The sequence below is a fragment of the Longimicrobiales bacterium genome, assembly GCA_035764935.1.
In the GTDB taxonomy this organism is placed as follows: domain Bacteria; phylum Gemmatimonadota; class Gemmatimonadetes; order Longimicrobiales; family RSA9; genus DASTYK01.
Genome location: DASTYK010000172.1, coordinates 1 through 18448, shown reverse-complemented (window position 1 = coordinate 18448; position 18448 = coordinate 1). Strand labels below are relative to the sequence as shown.

Below are 18448 nucleotides of genomic sequence, written 5' to 3'. Positions count from 1 at the left end.
GTCCGGTTCATGTGAGCAGGCAGCGACGCGGGTTCGTCGGGCGGAGCGTGCAGCGATGCAGGAGGCGCGGGCCGCCCGTGCGGACCAATCGTCCGTGCCGACGGGGCGGATCCGCCGCGCCAGAGTCGCCGGCGCCATCGCCCTGCTGATGACCGCAGCCGCCTGCGAGAAGCACGAGTTCGAGCCGCCCTCGCGCGAGGCGCAGGTCGCACAGGCGGACTCCATCTACTCGCCCGCACTCTTCGACACGATCGCGTGGGAAAGCGACAGCCTGCGCCTCGCGGTCGGCAATGACATCTTTGCCGCGCGCTGCCGCCGCTGCCACGGCTATCTCGGCCAGGGCGGACCGGTGGAAGTGCGCGGCGACACGGTGGACGTGCCGTCGCTGGTCGCACCCGACTGGTCGTACACCGGGGATGTCGACGCGATTCGTCGTCGGATCTTCACCGGACATCCGGCGGGAATGCCGATCTGGGGAATCGCAGGGCTGGCCATGCGGGAGATCGATGCAGTTGCGTGGTATATCGACGCGGTGCTGCGGCAGGACGTGGAGGGGTAGGGAACCGCAGCCGTGACCGCGGTCGGTGGCGAGGCGGCTGATCCACTCTCCACCGGGCCGCACGTCCGCGATCGCATGGCTCTGCCGGTCGCGCGCGTGCTTCTCGACGACCTGACAGGAGCCGTGATCTGGCCGTTGGCAGGGCGCGCCGAGCGGGACCAGGCGGCGGCCGAGACCTGATCCACTCTCCTGAGGCCCGACTCACCTCACGTCCGCCGGAAACGTCACAATTGAGCGCACGCGACGGGTGTCATGTCACGTTTCCGGCGCTGGAGGCCGGAAACGTCACAGAACCGAGTCGTGACCGACCGGTATTGTAACGTAACCGGCGGTATATGCCGGAAAGGTGACAGGTGCCCCTCGAGTGAGCGCCAATTGTTACGTTTTCGGCGTGAGGTGCGCGGCAGGCGTGCCTATTGTGATCGGTCGTGAGTTCGCCGGCACCAGGGGCTGCACCTGGCGTGATCGTACGATCGCGTTGACGCGCGTTCGCTCACCTGGCGTGATCGTACGATTGCGTTGACACACATGATCGCCCACCTGGCGTGATCGTACGATCGCGTTGACACACGTGATCGCCCACCTGGCGTGATCGTACGATCGCGTTGACACGCGTGATCGCCCACCTGGCGTGATCGTACGATCACATGACTCACGGGCTCGCCGCCGCGGTATGATCCGCGTGACGTTCCTTCCCCAACCTCGTCGTTCCGCGCGGTCCCCCCAGGCCCCGAGCTATCTGGCTACCTTCCGTCCAGCGCGCGGGCGATACCGATCAGCAGCGCCTCCGGCTCCTGTGTGATCTGCCGCCACGTGGTGCGCAGGACGCGGTAGCCGCCGGCAGTCAGGACCGCATCGCGCCGCCGATCCGCCTCGAACTTGTGGCGTGCGGAGTGGAACGCGTGTCCATCGACTTCCACGACCAGGCCGTGGCGCTGCCAGCAGAAGTCTACCTCGTAACCAGCGACTCTCCCGTTGACCAGGGGAGGCTCGAGGCCCGCCTTCCGGATCAGCGCCAGGAGCTGCTCCTCCGCTTGCGACCTGGTGCGCGCCGGATCCTGGGGCAACTCCAGCAGCCGAAGCAGTCTCGATGGGCGGGCCCGTCCGGCTCGCCCCTCCGCCGCGCGCAGCACGGCCACGCGGTCGACGAGCCGCAAGGCAAATGCTTCCGCCACGGCGCGCTCGAGTGCACGGTCGTTGAGGATCGATGCGATGTCGCAGAGTGTGCGCGCCGGTGTCGTAACGGGAATGCCTTCGCGCACGGTGTGGTCGTCTTCGGACACGGACGCCACCCAGTGGATGCGGATGCCCGGCTGGGTTCGGATGCGTCTGCCAGCCACGGTGATGTCCACGACGTCGAAACAGTCTGGCATTGTTCTCATGCGCCAGATGCAGGCAGCGGCACAGTAGCTCACGAGCGCTCCCGTACCACATGCCAGGGATGCGGCCATCGGGCGCATCAGGGGAGCGACGACCGGACCAACCTGGTACACACCGCGAAACACGGACTTCAGGCGCCTGGATCTGACACGATGCTCGATGAGGGACGCGGCCAGCCCTGCCTGCAGCAGCTGGGCACGGGCGACGGCGCCGTGCTGTGTGGCTGCGCAGGATGTGATGATATCGTCCGGGCCGGGTGGAGAGGCGCTTCCCGTTGAGATCGGCATCAAGATGATGAGGTCGAGTGATATCCGCGCCGCCAAGGTTTCAGAAGCAGCAGGGCGGGGAAATGGTGAGACCGGCCGTAGTGGCCAACGCCCGGCCCGCAGTCCTTGAAGGCTCGAAACCGATCACGTCGGCCGCGGAAACAACGACGAGTCCGAGTCAGCCATAGCGCGCTGAAGCGGATACATCATGCCCAACCGGACCCGGCAACGCAGCGACATGCGTCGCTGTGAAAAACGAACCGGGCCGGCCCTTTCGGGCCGGCCCGGTCTGCGCTCCCAGGGAGACGGTCAGCGATGATGTGGGCTGCCGCGCCCTGCCCGACTCAGTAGTTCGGGTTGCCCTCCAGCTCACTGAGCGGGACCGGCCAGCACGTCTGGGTACCGTACACCTCGCCCGTGGTGCTGCCCGGGTAGGGGCCGGTCTGCCAGGTGTTGTCGGTCCGGTTGGGATACAGGCTGTCGTAGCGACGGAGGTCGCCGAGGCGGTGGCCATCGGCGAAGAACTCGATCGAGCGCTCCGTGCGGAGTGCAGCCATGTACTCGTCCGCCGAAGGTGCAACGAGCGGGTCTTTGTTGCCGATTGCGCGGCGCTCGTTCAGGAACGCGAGGTTCTCGGCGTTCAGGCCCTCGGCCTCGGCGATGATGTAGCGCGCCTCGAGTGCGGAGGCGATACGAACGTCGGTGGAGCGGGTGACGTCGGCCCCCTCAACGGTGCCGTCATGCGTGCTGTACGACGACGGTGCGTTCGGGACGAGCGGTCCGCCCTCCTGGGTCAGCTCCGCGTTCATGATCGTCTTCTGGACGAGCGGGATGCGCGGATCCTGCAGGCTGTCGAACGGCGTGTAGAGCACGGACAGCCAGCGGTTGCCACCGCCTGCCTCGGTCGCGATGGCCTGCCACATCGGGAGGTTGAACACGTTCTCCTCGAATGATGCCCAGAACGTGAAGCCCTCGTCCTCCGGGCTCACGTACGCGGGGCTCACCGCCTCTGCGTGCGCGATGGCAGTGGCGAAATCGCCGTTGTTCAGTGCGGCCCGTGCGGCGCCGACATGAGCCAGGGCGATCAGCGAGTCTGCCGATGCAATCATTCCCTCATTGGCACGCTGCACGCCGACCTGTCGGCCGGCCGTGGCGATCGCAAGTGCGTTTTCGAACCGCGGTAGCGCCATGTCGAACACCTGCTGGGGCGAGTTGCCGGGCCCCATGTTGATCGGCACCTCGCACAGGTTCTCACCCATGAAGGTGTACGTGAGGCCGCCGTATGCGTACACGCGCGCCAGGCGCAGGTCGGAGCTGGCCGAATCGGCGAGCAGCGTCGTCAGGCGGCTCGCGATCGAGTCCGACATGAAGCGCGAGCGGTGCATCGTGTTCCAGACATAGATCACGTACGTGCCGTTCGACGTGCCCACGTCGCGCATGTCGATGTCACGGTTCTCGAAGTAGACGTGGTGATTCCGGAACTCATCGGTGAACGCCGAGCTGTACATCGACGTGTACGCGAAGAAGTTCTGGAACTCCCCGATCACGCCGTTCACCATGAGCTGCGTGTACTGCGGATTGGTCAGCTCTTCGGGCTCGATGGCCCCGGGATTCTCGACCGAGAGCAGGTCGTCGCAGCCGGCCAGCGCCACAGCCGCGATGGCCAGCACCCCGAGGCGGCCACGGATTCTATTGTTGAGTCGCATCACAGTTGTCCCTGTCAGAAGCTGAGGTTGACCGACATGGTCATGCGACGGATCATCGGCACCGCGTACACGTCCGCGCGGACGAAGGAGCGGTTGCCGTAGCCGTTGACCTCGGGGTCGAGTCCGGAGTAGTCGCTCCAGAGCGCCAGGTTATGCCCGGCGAGCGTGATGCTCGCGGCATTCGCGCCGACGCGCTGCACCAGGTTCTGCGGCAGCGAGTACGTGAGCGACAGGTCGCGCAGCTTGATGAAGTCGCCGTCCTCGAGGTACGCGTAGGGCACCTGCCTCCACACGTAAACCTCCGGGTTCAGCACTTCGCCCGTGACGGGATCGACGTTGGACGGATCCGCCATCCGCGCGCAGTTATCCTGGAAGCGGCAGCGGTTGTACTCCTTGTAGTTGAACACCTTGTGGCCGCCCTTGTAGTCGAAGAGCGCGAACACCTGGAAATCGCGGAAGAGCGTGAAGGTGTTCGAGAAGCTGATCTCCTTGGTCGGCACTGCAGGGCCCTGGAACCGTGCTTCCGTCAGTGCGACAGCCGCACCGTTCATCACCGGCGTGCCGTCGGCGTTGCGCTGCACGCTGGGCACCCAGAAGCCGGCCAGCGGATAGCCCGGGCGATGCTGCTGGTAGCCAGGCGAGTAGGAGGCGCCGCTCACGCTGAGAACCTCGAGCGACGGGTCGCCGAAGCTGACCAGCTCGTTCGAGTTCGTGGCGATGCTCAGGTCCGACGTCCAGGCGAAGCGCGGTGTCTCGAGGATCGACCCGCTCAGCAGCACCTCGAAGCCCGTGTTCTTCGTCTTGCCGAGGTTGACGTAGCGCGACGAGACCCAGCCCGTGGAGGCGGGGATCGGACGCGTGATCAGGACGTCGTCCATCGTCTTGTTGTAGTACGTCAGCTCGAGGCCGAGCCGGTTGTCGAACGCGCTGAGGTCGAAACCGAGCTCGAGCTCGCTGCCGCGCTCCGGCTCGAGGTCCGGGTTACCGTAGGCGAGCGTGCGCAGGAACGAGCCGACGCTCTCCCCGAGCACCACACGACCCGCGGTGTAGGTCTGCGTCGCGACGTACGGCGGCGGCGCCTGACCGGCCTGGCCCCATGCGCCGCGCAGGCGGAACTCGTTCACCCGGATGCGATCGAAGAAGTTCGAGAACGTCGGCTCCTCCGACATCACGTAGGAGACCTGCGCCTTCGGGTAGAAAATCTGCTCGATGTCGTCACCGAACACCGAGCTGTTGTCCATGCGGACCGCGCCGGTCACGAACAGGCGATTCTTCCAGCCGATCTGCTCCTGGAGGAAGAGGCCGAGCGACTTGGCGTCGCTGTACGAGTTCGAGCCGCGCGTGAGCTGTGCGAGATCGATTTGCGTGAGCGGCTCCGCGGCGAGGCCGGTGCCGGAGGCGTAGATCGACTCGAAGTGACGGTAGTTGTACTGGAACCCGACCGACGTCGTCGACGACACGTCCTCGTTCAGATCGAAGTTCGCGTTGCCGACGTAGTCGACCGTGTAGATGTACGTACGGGGAACGCGCTGAGCCACGAACCCATCGGGGGTACCGGCGTAATCCGCGTCCGTCGAGCCCGGCAGCGACAGGATCTGCGCGAGGCTCGACGTGTAGTCGAGACCGACCGTCACCCGGTTGGTCAGCCAGCCGAACGGTCGGTAATTCGCCGTCGCGCCGAGCGTCAGGTGGTCCGACTTCGTGCTGTTGTCGTAGCTGTTCGCCTGCTCGGCGCGCGTGGTTGCCCAGCCCGCATTCAGCGAGTCGCCCGTGATGCGGCCGGGACGGCCGCGGAACGCGCTCAGCAGCATGCCCTGCGCCGCCTCGTCGCCGACCGGCAGGCGCAGCATGCCGCGGTTGTAGCTGCTGGTCACCGTAAAGTCGAGAACGTCCGACGGCTGCAGCGAGAAATTCGCGCGGATCGAGCGACGCTCGTCGGAGTTGTTGAAGAAGACGCCCTCCTCGTCCACGTTCTCGCCCGCGATGTAGAACGAGTACGCCTCGCCGCCGCCGCGCAGCGACAGCGCCTGCTTGCGCACCATGCCGGAGCGCAGAGCGGCAGGATCATCCCGCAGCGGGTTGCCGCGCAGAATCGTACCGGGCGTCACGCCCTGACAGCCCGGCCACGTGCCCGGAGCTGCGATCTTCGCCTCGTTGCATACCGTGTAGTTGTCGGGGATCTCGAGGTCCCAGTCGTTGGCGCCATACTCGAAGCGCGCGTTCCACTGCAGCGACTGCTGGCCGACGCTGCCCTTCTTCGTGATGATCTGGATCACGCCGTTCGCCGCCTCGGCGCCGTACAGCGTCGCCGCGGCAGGCCCCTTGATCACCTCGATCGACTCGATGTCGTTCGGGTTCAGGTTCGCCAGCGCCGACGTCGTCTGACCACTGAACGCCGTCGCGCCGGCGCCCGACGGCGTGAACGTACCGATGCCGCCGTCATTGAACCGTACACCGTCGACGTAGATCACCGGCGAGTTGTTGATCAGCGAGCCGGCGCCGCGGATCCGCATGTCGGCCGCGGTGCCCATCGTGCCCGAGTTCGGCAGCAGTGTGAGACCCGGCGTCTTCGCCTGCAGCAGCTCCGTCAGCGTGCTGATCGCCGTCCGCTCCGTCATCGCCGCGGCGTCCACGGTCGCGATCGAGTTGCCGATCGTCCGCTTCGACACCGCTCCCGCCGTCCCCGTCACCACGATCTCGTCGATCGAAATCGCCTGCTGCGACAGCTGGATGCTCGTGATTGCGACCTCGCCCGCCGTGACCGTAACCTGGGCTTCGCCCCGGCTGTACCCGATCATCTCCGCGGTGACCGTGTACGTGCCCGCCGGAATGTTCGGCAGCAGGAACTCGCCCGACGCATTCGCCAGCCCGCCACGGTCCAGCTCCGGGATGTAGACCTGCGCCCCGCTCAGCGGTCGCGCCGTCGCCGCTTCCTGGACGCGACCGCGGATCGTGCCGGTGTCCTGGGCCGCGGCAAAATCGACCTGCAGGCCGATCGTCGCCGCGATTGCGAGCGCAAAGCCCGCAAGTTTACGGAGTCTGCTCATTGGGTCTCCTCCTCGGAGCCAATCTGGTAGGGTCTTTGGCACGCGCTTGCGCGGACGCGTGCCTCCATGGAAGCCCGGGCGGGGGATGCCCGAACGTGTCCCGCGCCGATGCGGCTACGCCCAACTGCGCGGTTGTGGCAACGAAAATGCGCTTCTGCTGACCCAATCGCAACGTCGTCCTGACGCAACGGCATGGCGCATCCGCCCCGCATTGTATACCTTATTGTATCGCACTTTGGATGAGGTGCGCGGAACCACGAGGGGCCATGCGATCGAACCAGGCGACAGATGGAACGGCCACGCCGAAAAGTGCCACGAACGCAACGCCGGGCACCGCCACGAACGCTTCGCCGGGCACCGTCGCCAGCGCACCGCCGGGCACGCCGGCGAACGCAGCGTCGAGCATCGCGAACACTGCCTCCGGCACCGCCGCAGCGCAGGCATCCCTGATCGGCGCCGCGCCGGCCGGGTCCGAAGAAATCGAGCTGCGTGCCCTGGCGAAACGCGCCGAGCTGGAGGCGTGCGTGGCGCTGCAGCGTGCCACCTGGGGTGCGACGTACGACGACTGCGTGCCGGCGTCGATCCTGAAGGTGAGTCAGATCGTGGGCGGCGTGAGCGCCGGCGCGTTCGTGGGTGAACGCCTGGTCGGCTTCGTGTACGGTCTGACGGGCGTGCGTGAGGGGCGGCTCGTACACTGGTCGCACATGCTGGCGGTTCTGCCGGAGTACCGCAATCACGGGGTGGGTCGACGGCTCAAGGAGTACCAGCGCGCGCTGTTGCAGGACCTGGGTGTGGAGCGGATGGAGTGGACATTCGATCCGCTGGTCGCGCGCAACGCGCACCTGAACCTGAACCGCCTGGGTGCGCGGGTGGAGTCGTACGTCCCCGAGATGTACGGCGACACGGGGAGTGCGCTGCATGCGTTCGGCACTGACCGCTTCATCGTGAGCTGGCCAGTCTCGGACGGCGCCCGGCCGCGGGGTCTGGCGCAGCTGCCGGAGACGTGGCGGCTTGCGCCGTCGGCGGAAGATCCGTCGTTCGCGGGAAGCGGCGTGCTTCGGATCGAGATTCCGCGCGACGTCGAATCCATGGACGTGAGTGATGCGCGTGCGTGGCGGGCGCGCACGCGGGAAGCATTCGCGCGGACGCTGGGCGACGGGTATCGTGTGGCGGCGTTCGTGCCGGGCACGGCGTCGTGTGCGTACATCCTGGAACGGCGGGAAGGGGAGGGCGAGGCGTGATCCGGCTGGAGAAAGTGGTACTGCGCGAGATCCGGCTTCCGCTGAAGGAGCCGTTCCGCATTTCATCGGGCGAGGTGAAGGAGCGCCGCATCCTGCTTCTCGAGCTGCACACCGCGGAGGGCGTGCGCGCGTGGTCGGAGTGTGTGGCGGGCGAGAACCCGAACTACAGCCCGGAAACGATCGACACGGCGTGGCTGGCACTGCGCTCGTGGCTCGCGCCGCGGCTGCTGGGCGAAGCGCTGGAGAGCCCGGCGGATGCGCATGCGCGCATGGAGACGGACGTGCGCGGTCATCGCATGGCGAAGGCGGCGCTGGAGATGGGCCTGTGGGGTGTGCTGGCGGAGCAGGAGAGGGTTCCGCTCGCGCAGCTGCTGGGCGGCACGAGCACGCGCATACCGGTCGGGGTGTCACTCGGCATCCAGGCGACGCCGGACGCGCTGGTCCAGCGCGCGTCTGCCGCCGCGGCCGCCGGCTACCGCAAGATCAAGCTGAAGATCGAGCCCGGCCGCGAGATCGCATTCGTCGCGGCGGTACGCGAGGCGCTGCCCGATGCGGAGCTGATGGTCGATGCGAACAACGCGTATACACTGGACGACGCGGGACTGCTTGCACAGCTGGACGACTTCGACCTGATGATGATCGAGCAGCCGCTGGAATCGGAGGACCTGGTCCGGCACGCGGAGCTGCAGCGTCGCCTGCGCACGCCGCTCTGCCTGGACGAATCGATCACGTCGGTGAACCGGCTCGAGGACATGCTGCGGCTGGGCAGCGGCCGGATCGTGAACATCAAGCCGGGGCGGGTCGGCGGGTTCACCTCGTCGCTCGCGATCCACGACATGGCGCGGGCCAACGACGTCCCGGTCTGGTGCGGCGGCATGCTGGAGAGCGGTGTCGGCCGCGCGTACAACGTCGCTCTCGCCTCGCTGCCCGGCTTCACGCTGCCCGGCGATTTGTCGCCGAGCGCGCGTTACTGGGAGCGTGACATCGTGACGCCCGAGTGGACCATGGACGCCGACGGCATGGTGAACGTGCCGCGGGAGAAGCCGGGCCTGGGCGTGGAAGTGGACGAGAATCGCATCTCCGACCTGACTGTCCGCTGCGAGGAATTGACGGCAGCGTGACTTTGCGGGCGCCTGCCTCCACGGGCGCCCGCACTGCAGCAACACCGCGCGCGCAGTCGCTGACTGCATCCACAATCACGATCTCACCGCGCGGCGTGCCGGTTCGCGCCGCGCAGCACTGCGAGGGCACCATGCCACACGACGCTGTTGCATCCTCTTCTCCCCCGCATCGCGCCGCCGTCGCCGTGCTGCCGGCCGGGCTGTCGCATCAACGCACGGGGCTGTTCGCGCGTTGCGCGCTCGCATGGGCCCTGCTGGCCGCGCCGCAGGTTGTCCATGCGCAGGCCGTGACGCAGGGGCAGGACCCGAACCTCACGCGGCTGGCGGCAGAGGTCGAGCGCATTGCCGCAGACCTGAACGGTGAGCTCGGCGTCGGTGCACTGCACCTGGAGAGCGGACGCGCCGTCTACCTGAACGGGGACGAGCCCTTCCCGATGGCGAGCACGTTCAAGGTGCCGATCGCGGTGCAGCTGCTCACGCTGGTGGACGGCGGGCGCATGCGCCTCGACTCCATGATCACGCTGCAGCCCGGCGACCTGCATCCCGGCAGCGGAGTGCTGACCGAGCTGTTCGACGATCCCGGCGTCAGCCTCTCGGTGCGCAACCTGCTCGAGCTGATGCTGCTGATCAGTGACAACAGCGCGACGGACGTGCTGCTGCGCGAGGTCGGCGGGTCGGACGCGGTGAACGCGCGGCTTGCCGCGCTCGGCGTGCAGGGCGTGCGCGTGGACCGCCCGACGGTCGGCCTGATCGCGGACTGGGCGGGTGTACGCGGGATTCCGGAGGACTACGACGTCTCGATCGACGAGTACCGGCGGCTTGCCCGCGCCACGCCGCGCGCGGTGCGCGATTCCGCGACCGCGGCATTCGACGACGATCCACGCGACACGTCCACGCCCGCCGGCATGGTCGCGCTGCTTGCGCGTGTGGTCGAGGGCAAGGCACTGAGCGCCGCATCGAGCGCACTGCTGCTGGACATCATGACGCGCAGCACCACGGGCGGCGCGCGCATCATGGGCCACCTCCCCGAGCACGTGTCGGTTGCGCACAAGACGGGTACGATCGGCGGCACGACGAACGACGTCGGTGTGATCACGCTGCCGGGCGACGCGGGGCGCGTCGCGATTGCCGTGTTCGTGAAGGGGTCTCCCGCCCCGGTGGAGCGGCGTGAGCACACGATTGCGGAGGTCTCGCGCGCGATCTACGATTACTTCCTCTTCCAGCCACAGGCATCCACGCACACGCTGCAGCAACGGCAGGGCTCATGACCGAGAAGCTCGAGCGTACGCTTCGTACCCGCGACCTGGCCGTCATCTGTGTCGGCACGGTCATCGGCTCGGGCATCTTCATCGTGCCCGCTACGGTCCTGCGGCAGACGGGCGGCGACCCGCTCGTCGCGCTGGCCGTCTGGATCATCGCAGGGGTGCTGTCGCTGCTGGGCGCACTGACCTACGGCGAGCTGGGCGCGATGCAGCCGGAGGCCGGCGGGCTGTACGTGTACATGCGCGACGGCTTCGGCCGCCTGCTCGCATTCCTCTACGGCTGGACGCTGTTCCTCGTCATTGCCAGCGGCTCGGTCGCCACCCTCGCCGTGGCGGCGACCGGCTATCTCGGCCAGCTGGTCCCGCTGTCGAGAGGCATGTCCACATTTGCGGCGCTCGCGCTGATCTTCGCCGTGATGTGCATCAACGTCTACGGGACGCGCAGCAGCACGTCCGTGCAGACGTGGATGACAGCGTTCAAGGTGAGCGCCATCGTGCTGCTCAGCTTTGCACTGATCGTATTCGGGGATCCCGACGCGGTGACGGCGGCCGCTGGGGCCGCCCCCGCAGCGGGCGCCGCAGGCGACGTCGCATCCACGTCCCTGCTGGCTGCGGCCGGCATCGCGGTGATCGCCGTGCTGTGGGCGTACGAGGGGTGGCAGTACGTGACCTTCTCGGCGGGTGAGACGATCAACCCGCAGCGGGCCTTCCCGCTCGGCATTACGATCGGCACCGTGGTCCTGATCGCGATCTACTGCATCGCCAACATCGGCTACGTCGCTGCCCTCGGCCCGGAGCGTGCGGCGCAGAGCGACAGCATCGCCGCCACCGCCGCGGCAGTCGCACTCGGCAGCGGCGCAGCAAAGGTGATCACCGTGGCCGTGCTCGTCTCGATGTTCAGTGCTGCCAACGGCATCGTGCTCACGGCGCCACGGGTATTCTTCGCCATGGCGCGCGACGGCGTCTTCTTCCGCAAGCTGGCGGAGATCCACCCGAAGTTCGGGACACCGGCGTTCGCGGTGGTGGCGACCTGCCTGTGGGCCATGCTGCTGGCGGTGTCCGGCACCTTCGAGCAGCTCCTGACCTACGTCGTGTTCACGGGCTGGATCTTCTACGCGCTCGGGGCTGCGACCATCTTCGTGTTCCGCCGCCGCAACCCGGACGCGCCGCGGCCCTTCCGCGTGCCCGGCTACCCGCTGACGCCGCTGCTCTTCGTGGCGGCGTCCTCGGCCATCGTGCTGAACGCGGTGTTCACGCAGACCGGCAGGGCGCTGCTGGGCATCGGCGTGGTCCTGACGGGCGTTCCCGCATACCTTGTCTGGCGGTCCCGTACACCGGGATCGAACCCGCCGGCCGTAGTCCACGAGAACCGATCCTCGGCCGGCTGATCCACGGCCGCGAAAGTGAGGGGGCGGTGAAGCAGGCGCGCAGCACGCGCACCAAGCGCAGCGCGGGCACCAATCATCCCGACGGACCCACGGCGCTCGTCTACGAGCGGCTGCGCGACCTGATCGTGCGCGGCCAGCTCGCGCCGGGCGCACGCCTGGTCGAGCAGGAGATCGCGACGCGACTCGGCACCAGCCGCACACCGGTGCGGAGTGCGCTGCAGCGGCTGCAGCAGGAGCGCTACGTCGTGGTGCCGCCCGGCGGCAAGCACGCCCGGATGACGGTCGCGCCGCTCACGATGGAGGACGCACAGGAGCTGTTCGAGATCGTCGGCTTCGTCGAGGCGGCCGCCGCGCGGCGCGCCGCACTGCTGCCGATGCCGCAGCGCGTGCGTGTCGCCACGGACATCACCGAGGTCAATGCTGCGCTGCAGCGTGCGACCGAGGCGCCGCGTCCCGACCAGAACGAGGTGTTCGACCTGGACACGGCCTTCCACCGCGGCTACGTCGAGGCCGGCTCCGGGCCACGGCTGCTCGCGCTGCACGACGTGGTCAAGCCGCAGGCGGAGCGCTACGTGCGCCTCTACATCAGCGCGCTCGTCGACCGGATCGACCGCTCGATCGACGAGCACGGCGTCATCGTGGAAGGGATCCGCAAGGGTGATGCGGAGCACACCGAGAAGGCTGTCCTCGTCAACTGGCGCAATGCAGCCGAGCGACTGAGCGAGGTGATCGCGAGGCTCGGCGAGCGGGGAACCTGGTAGCGGGGCGCGAACCAGTTCGCGACCCGCTCCAGCGCCACGAATTACTTCGCTACCCGCTCCAGCTCCACGAACGACGTCAGCGCGAACCAGTACGGCCACCCGGTCGTCTGCGCCGAGGCCTGCCCCACCAGCCTGCCGTCCCGCAACACCAGGTTCACGAGAATGCTGTGCGGGTGGCGTTCCGCGTGCTCGTCCGGCAGCGTCCCACCGAAGCGCCCGATCAGCCGGTCCGGCTCCGGTGCCTGGGCGTCGTTCAGGACGGTCTCGAGCGCATCGCCGAGGCGCACGTGCACGTCGCCATGGTCGCGCACGTCCAGCGTGAGCGTCACCGTATCATCGGGCGTGCGTACGACACCGCTCCAGCGGCCGCGCAGGGCCGCAGGCAGGCTGACCGCGTACCCCCTGTTGCCGTTGCCGCGAGCGGCGGTGTTTCGCTCCGCCTCCGCGGCGGCCTGCCGCTCGCGCAGGCGCACCCGGTAGTCCGGCAGCACAGCGGCCGCCAGCTCCGCTGCGATCCGACCCGTCCAGCCGTTGCTCCGGTTGGTCAGCACCACCACCACGACGTTGTCGTCCGGGTACATGTGCAGCACGGTCGACACGCCCGGCATGCCGCCCGTGTGAGCAACGCGCCGGTGGCCGTTGTCGTCGGCGACGATCGACCAGCCCAGCCCGTACCCGTCCGTCGTCGCGCCTGCCGAGACCGGCTGCTGCATCAGCAGGCGAGTCCCATCGCGCAGCAGGGGCACGCGGACATCCTTCCGCAGGCCCATGTGGTAGTTGCCGAAGCGCACCAGGTCGAGCGCGCTCGAATACACCGCCGAGCCGCCGCGGTGATCGAAGTCGTAGTACGGGACCGGCGTGTTGTCGGGGCCATAGCGCACGGCCGCGGCGTCGCCCAGGCCGGCGCCGGTGCCGACCCGCGTCTGCGTCATGCCCAGCGGTTCGATCACCTCCGTGCGCAGCACCTCGGCATACGAGCGTCCGTGCTGCAGCTCGAGGATGCGATCGAGGACGCCGTACCCGAGATTCGAGTACTGGTACTGCTCTCCCGGCGGTGCCACGAGCACAGCGTACCGCGCGATGCCGTCGTCCGTCGAACGCGGCTCGTGCGACTCGCCCTCGTAGAAGAACTCATAGTGCAGCGGCAGCCCGGCGGAGTGGCTGAGCACGCGTTGCACCGTAGCACCGTCCGCCGACCACACGTCGCTGTGGATGCGCGCGTCACCGAGATACGCATTCGCAGGACGATCGAGATCGACCCGGCCCGCGTCGACCAGCCGCATGAGCGCCGTGGCCGTGATCGGCTTGGAGATCGACGCGAGCGAGTACATCGTCTCCGGCGTCGCGGGAATGCGGCGCTCGAGGTCGGCGTGGCCGAAGCCCTGCGCCCAGAGCACCCTGCCGTCCTGTGCAACGGCAACCGTGACCGAGGGCAGGCTGTCCTCCTGCATCGCGCGCTCGATCAGTGCGCGGGCGTCGGCGAACCGGGCAGGTGTCTGCTGTGCAAGGACGCTTCCGGAGGAAAACCCTAGCGCGAGCGCTAGCGCCAGCGCTCGCGCTGAGGAACGACAGCGGTGGGGCGGTCTCATCATGAGCCGCGAAACAACCAGATGGCGCACTCGCACTCCCGCCCTCATGGCCGGTACCCCGGTCCCCGCAGTGCCCGTCCCGGCAGCGCGCCGGTGAGCCGCGCGTCACGCACGACCGGCACGCCGTTCACCAGGACGTGCTGCACGCCGCGCGAGACCTGGTGCGGCTCCTCGTAGGTCGCGACGTCGATGATCGTTGCCGGATCGAAGATCGTGATGTCCGCGAACATCCCCTCGCGCAGCACCCCACGCTCCTGGATGCCGAGCCGGGTCGTGACTGCCGACGTCATCTTGCGGATCGCGTCCTCGAGCGGGATCACCTGCTGCTCGCGGACGTAGCGGCCCAGGATGCGCGGGAAGGTGCCGTACGCGCGCGGGTGCGTAAGGCCGCGTGCGGTTTCCGGGTCCGGCCCGCCGGCGTCCGTGCCGAACTTGATCCAGGGCTGCTGGAGCTGCAGCCGCACGTTGGCCTCGTCCATCATGAAGTAGATCGTGCCGACGCGCTGGCGCTCGGACAGCACCAGGTCGAACGCCGTCTCGATCCAGTCCTTGCCCTCTGCCTCGGCGATCTGGCTCAGCCGCATACCCGCGTACTGCGCGTTCTGCGGCTGGTTCACGCCGAGGATCAGCACGTTCTCCGGCGTGGACAGCGCGCACAGGTTCTCCCAGTCCTCGGTCTGGTTCTCGATCTCGGCGCGCATGCGTGCGCGCATCTGCGCGTCGGCCAGGTTGTCGAACAGCTTGCCGTCGGCGGCGGACCAGGGCGGGAAGCAGGCCGTCAGCCCGGTCCCGCCGGCCGTGTAGGGGTACATGTCCGCCTGGACATCCAGCCCGGCCGCGCGCGCGGAGTCGATCTTCTCGATCGCGAGTGCTGCCTTGTGGAAGTTGCGCACGCCCGCGGCCTTGAGATGGAAGATCTCGACGGGCACACCGCCTTCCGCACCGATGCGGATCGCCTCGTCGATCGCTTCCAGCAGCTTGTCGGCTTCGGAGCGCATGTGCGTGATGTAGAGCCCGCCGTACGGCGCCATCGCCTTTGCGGCCTCGACCAGCTCCTCGGTCGTCGCGAAGTTCGCCGGCGGGTAGATCAGCGCCGTCGCAATGCCGAACGCGCCGCCCTCCATCGCCCAGCGCACGACCTTGCGCATGCTGTCCAGCTCGGCGGCGTTCGGTGTGCCCTGGCGCATGCCCATCGCGTAGGAGCGCACGTTGTCGCCGCCCAGGAACGCGCCGACGTTCACTGCCGCACCGTGGGTCTCCATTGCGCGCAGCCAGTTGTCGAAGCCGCGCGGGCCGCCGAACTCCTCGAGCCGCTGCCGTACGCCAGGGTCCGCCGTGTCGTCCGTCCCGAGCACGCTCGTGTTCACGATCGCGTTGGTCGAGCCCTCGCCCATGATCTCGGTCGTGACGCCCTGCGTGATCTTGCTGACCACGCGGCCGTCGCCGTCGTCCAGGAAATTGCCACGCGAGTGGCTCTGGATGTCGATGAAGCCGGGTGCGACCACCAGGCCGTTCGCGTCGATGCGCTCGCCCGCACTGGCGGACGCGAGTGCGCCGCGCGGCGCGATCTGCGCGATGCGGTCGCCGCGCACGCCGATGTCGCCGTAGTACCACGCGGCACCGGTCCCGTCCACGATGCGGCCGTTCAGGATGACGACGTCGTATGCCCCGTCGCGTGCCGCGCCGGGGCCGCCGGCGGACGCACATCCCGCGAGCAGCAGCAGTGTCGCCGCGAGCGTTTTCTTCATGAGTCTCCCTCCATAAGAACCGATCTGGCCGTGAGCCACTGTGCTCACGGCCGGGTTGCCGCTACTGCCCGATCTCTTCGAAGGTCTGGTTGCCGATCCGGTAGCGCCGCCAGTCGCCGTAGTCGAAATGCCACCACTCGAACTCGTAGACGTCGAAACCCTGTGCTTCCATGGCGCTGCGCAGCAGCTCGCGATACCAGCGCTGCTCGCTCGTGCCGCCCGGGTAGTCCGGGTACGAGCGCGGCGAGAACTCGTCGTAGCCACCGACCGTCTGCACCGGCTGGCCGGTCCGCAGATCATACAGCGTAAGATCGACGGCGGCGCCGCGGTTGTGCCGTGAGCCCTGCGACGGATCGGCGACGAAGTGCCTCATCTCGTCCGGCGTCGCGTCCCAGAACATCCTGGTCACGTACCACGGGCGGTAGGCATCATGGATGTAGAGCCCGTAGCCCTGCTCGCGCAGGGACCGGTGCGCACGCACGAGCGCTTCCGCTGCCGGCCTCTGCAGGAACGCTTTCGCCTCCGTGTAAAAGACGGAATTCATGAAGTTGTTGGTCGTCGCGTAGCGGATGTCGTAGCGGATCGACGGATCCAGCGAGCGCAATTCGACGAGGTCCGTCTCGAGGAAGTCGCCGGTCTCCTCCGGCGGTGATGCCGCCAGCGCGTCGCGGCGCAATTCCTCCACCGGCCGCAGCGGCGTGATCTGGAACGTGACACCGGCCTCCGTCCCGACCTCGCGCCGCTCGAACACGACGCCGGCCGCCTCCACGCTCGTCGCCCTGCCGTTCGCGTCCCGCGTGAAAATCAGCTGCTCGTTGTCGTACAGCCCGTTCGGCGGGAAGCGGAACACGTTCTCCGACTCCTGCTCGAGCGCGTACGGGAAGAACCACTCGATCAGCGCGTGCAGCTGGCCGCGGTTCTCGTAGATGTACAGCGTGTTGTGGTCCCAGCCGTACTCGCCGATCAGCCCCATCCACGCTGCGGGCGCCGGTGCAGGCCTAGGCTCAGGCGCGCGCGTGAACGTGTCGCTGCCGAGCACGAGCCGGTTGCCGTCGATCGGCAGGATGCGTGTGCCGAAGGCGGCGCGGTCGTCGATGACCAGCGTGTCACCGAACGCACGCAGCCGGAAATGGGCGGGCTGGCGGACCTCGAGCTCGTCGCCGCGTACGACGAGATCGAGGATCCGCCCCCCGCTGGTGTAGTGCCCAGCCAGCGAACTCGCGCGCGCCGGGTCGATCGCGTCCGGCAGCCGGATCTCCGGCAGCGGCTCGCCGTTCTTCGCCGCCAGCATCAGCCGCAGCGCCGCGTCACTGATCCGCTCCGCCACGGCGTTGGTGATGTCGAGCGTGATCACGACGGCCGCGCCGAGCCGCTCATCCGGCAGGGCCGCCAGATCGGTAGCGAAGCCGTAGATCGCGCCGCCATGGCCGATGCGGCGATGGCCGTCCAGCTCACCGATCGCGAAGCCGATGCCGAAGCCGGTCCGCTGCCCCTCTGGCACGTACTGCGGCGTCCACATCGTTTCCAGTGTTTCCGCCTGCAGCACCTGGCCCTCTGAGCCGCGGCCGCCGGCGAACAGCGCACTCATGAAGCGGCCTAGGTCGAGCACGCTCGCGTACATGCTGCCGGCCGGCGCCATGCCGAGCTGGAAGCCGGGTGCCTCGTAGCGGCGGCCGTCCCACGTCCACATGTACGACGTCGCCAGGTTCTCCTCCACGTGCGGAGTGATCTCGAACGCCGCGTCACCCATCCCCAGCGGTACGAGCACGCTGCGGTGCAGGTAGTCCGCGAAGGGCTCGCCGCCGAGCGTTTCCAGCACGTAGCCGACGACGCCGATGCCCGCGTTCGAATACTTCGACTTCTCGCCCGGCGCATACACCAGCGGACGCCCGCTCAGGCTCTGCACGGTGGCGGCGAGCGTGGGCTCGGTGTCCTCGAAGTAGTTGCCCACCGCCGGCTCGCGCTGCAGCCCCGACCGGTGCGACATCAGGTGGCGCAGCGTGATCGGCGTGCCGCTCCGGTTGTCCGGCTGGAAGTCCGGGATGTACTGCGACACGGGTGCGTCGAGATCGACCTCACCACGCTCGACCAGCTGCATGATGCCGATGTCGGTGAACAGCTTGGAAACGGAGCCGACGCGATGCACCGTTGCCGCCGTCGCCGGTGTGCCGTCCGGTCGCGCTTCACCGAAGCCCTGGGCCCACACGACCTCCTGGTCGTCGACCAGCGCGATCGAGACCGCCGGCAGGTCCTTGTCCGCCATCTCGTGCCGGATCAGCTGCTCCAGTGCGGCGGCGACCTCCTCGTAGCCCTGCGCCGGCTCGACCGCCTGGTCGGCCGGTGCCGCGGCGATGCAGCCGCCGAGCAGCAGCAGCGGAGC

13 protein-coding genes are annotated in these 18448 nt (G+C 68.2%); 7 read left to right on the top strand and 6 right to left on the bottom strand.

Annotated features, from left to right (window positions below; all coding sequences use genetic code 11):
- The first annotated feature begins 55 nt into the window (after positions 1 to 55).
- A complete protein-coding gene (locus tag VFU06_15265) occupies positions 56 to 559 on the top strand; it encodes a c-type cytochrome (protein HEU5210753.1) in 504 nt (167 codons plus the stop codon).
- A gap of 12 nt (positions 560 to 571) precedes the next feature.
- On the top strand, positions 572 to 739 hold the full coding sequence (locus tag VFU06_15260) for a hypothetical protein (GenBank protein ID HEU5210752.1): 168 nt from the start codon (positions 572 to 574) through the stop codon (positions 737 to 739).
- A gap of 563 nt (positions 740 to 1302) precedes the next feature.
- Here the strand turns inward: VFU06_15260 and VFU06_15255 are convergent.
- From VFU06_15255 to VFU06_15245, 3 genes are all read right to left on the bottom strand, one after another.
- Positions 1303 to 1932, bottom strand: a complete 630-nt coding sequence (locus VFU06_15255; protein ID HEU5210751.1) for a DUF559 domain-containing protein — start codon at positions 1930 to 1932, stop codon at positions 1303 to 1305.
- Between the two features lie 617 nt (positions 1933 to 2549).
- A complete protein-coding gene (locus VFU06_15250; GenBank protein HEU5210750.1) occupies positions 2550 to 3911 on the bottom strand; it encodes a RagB/SusD family nutrient uptake outer membrane protein in 1362 nt (453 codons plus the stop codon).
- A 14-nt stretch (positions 3912 to 3925) separates the two neighbouring features.
- Positions 3926 to 6958 (bottom strand): SusC/RagA family TonB-linked outer membrane protein, encoded by a 3033-nt coding sequence (locus tag VFU06_15245; protein HEU5210749.1) that lies wholly within the window; start codon positions 6956 to 6958, stop codon positions 3926 to 3928.
- 266 nt (positions 6959 to 7224) lie between these two features.
- Here VFU06_15245 and VFU06_15240 point away from each other — a divergent pair, with 266 nt between their 5' ends.
- The 5 genes from VFU06_15240 (at position 7225) to VFU06_15220 (ending at position 12731) form a co-directional block, all read left to right on the top strand.
- On the top strand, positions 7225 to 8199 hold the full coding sequence (locus tag VFU06_15240) for a GNAT family N-acetyltransferase (GenBank protein HEU5210748.1): 975 nt from the start codon (positions 7225 to 7227) through the stop codon (positions 8197 to 8199).
- Positions 8196 to 9320: an o-succinylbenzoate synthase gene (gene menC, locus VFU06_15235; GenBank protein HEU5210747.1), complete on the top strand. Its 1125-nt coding sequence runs from the start codon at positions 8196 to 8198 to the stop codon at positions 9318 to 9320. Before VFU06_15240 ends, menC begins: the two co-directional genes overlap by 4 nt.
- Before the next feature lie 131 nt (positions 9321 to 9451).
- Complete coding sequence (bla, locus tag VFU06_15230) at positions 9452 to 10588, top strand: class A beta-lactamase (protein ID HEU5210746.1); 1137 nt, start codon at positions 9452 to 9454, stop codon at positions 10586 to 10588.
- Entirely contained in the window at positions 10585 to 11970 is a 1386-nt protein-coding gene (locus tag VFU06_15225; GenBank protein HEU5210745.1) for an amino acid permease, read from the top strand. Before bla ends, VFU06_15225 begins: the two co-directional genes overlap by 4 nt.
- 26 nt (positions 11971 to 11996) lie before the next feature.
- Positions 11997 to 12731, top strand: a complete 735-nt coding sequence (locus VFU06_15220) for a GntR family transcriptional regulator (protein ID HEU5210744.1) — start codon at positions 11997 to 11999, stop codon at positions 12729 to 12731.
- Positions 12732 to 12772: 41 nt separating this feature from the next.
- On the opposite strand, the gene VFU06_15215 is transcribed toward VFU06_15220, so the two are convergent.
- The 3 genes from VFU06_15215 to VFU06_15205 form a co-directional block, all read right to left on the bottom strand.
- Complete coding sequence (locus VFU06_15215; GenBank protein HEU5210743.1) at positions 12773 to 14320, bottom strand: serine hydrolase domain-containing protein; 1548 nt, start codon at positions 14318 to 14320, stop codon at positions 12773 to 12775.
- Between the two features lie 44 nt (positions 14321 to 14364).
- The gene (locus VFU06_15210) at positions 14365 to 16068 is read right to left on the bottom strand and encodes a D-aminoacylase (GenBank protein HEU5210742.1); all 1704 of its coding nucleotides are present in this window, start codon (positions 16066 to 16068) and stop codon (positions 14365 to 14367) included.
- 61 nt (positions 16069 to 16129) lie between these two features.
- The coding region (locus tag VFU06_15205) for a serine hydrolase (protein HEU5210741.1) at positions 16130 to 18448 on the bottom strand (2319 nt) is incomplete at its 5' end.

Bases quoted from the DNA above. Each gene is read 5' to 3' on its own strand.
- VFU06_15265 (HEU5210753.1), top strand. From the start codon at position 56: ATGCAGGAGGCGCGGGCCGCCCGTGCGGACCAATCGTCCGTGCCGACG.
- VFU06_15255 (HEU5210751.1), bottom strand. From the start codon at position 1,932: ATGCCAGACTGTTTCGACGTCGTGGACATCACCGTGGCTGGCAGACGC.
- VFU06_15250 (HEU5210750.1), bottom strand. From the start codon at position 3,911: ATGCGACTCAACAATAGAATCCGTGGCCGCCTCGGGGTGCTGGCCATC.
- VFU06_15245 (HEU5210749.1), bottom strand. From the start codon at position 6,958: ATGAGCAGACTCCGTAAACTTGCGGGCTTTGCGCTCGCAATCGCGGCG.
- VFU06_15240 (HEU5210748.1), top strand. From the start codon at position 7,225: ATGCGATCGAACCAGGCGACAGATGGAACGGCCACGCCGAAAAGTGCC.
- bla (HEU5210746.1), top strand. From the start codon at position 9,452: ATGCCACACGACGCTGTTGCATCCTCTTCTCCCCCGCATCGCGCCGCC.
- VFU06_15225 (HEU5210745.1), top strand. From the start codon at position 10,585: ATGACCGAGAAGCTCGAGCGTACGCTTCGTACCCGCGACCTGGCCGTC.
- VFU06_15215 (HEU5210743.1), bottom strand. From the start codon at position 14,320: ATGAGACCGCCCCACCGCTGTCGTTCCTCAGCGCGAGCGCTGGCGCTA.
- VFU06_15210 (HEU5210742.1), bottom strand. From the start codon at position 16,068: ATGAAGAAAACGCTCGCGGCGACACTGCTGCTGCTCGCGGGATGTGCG.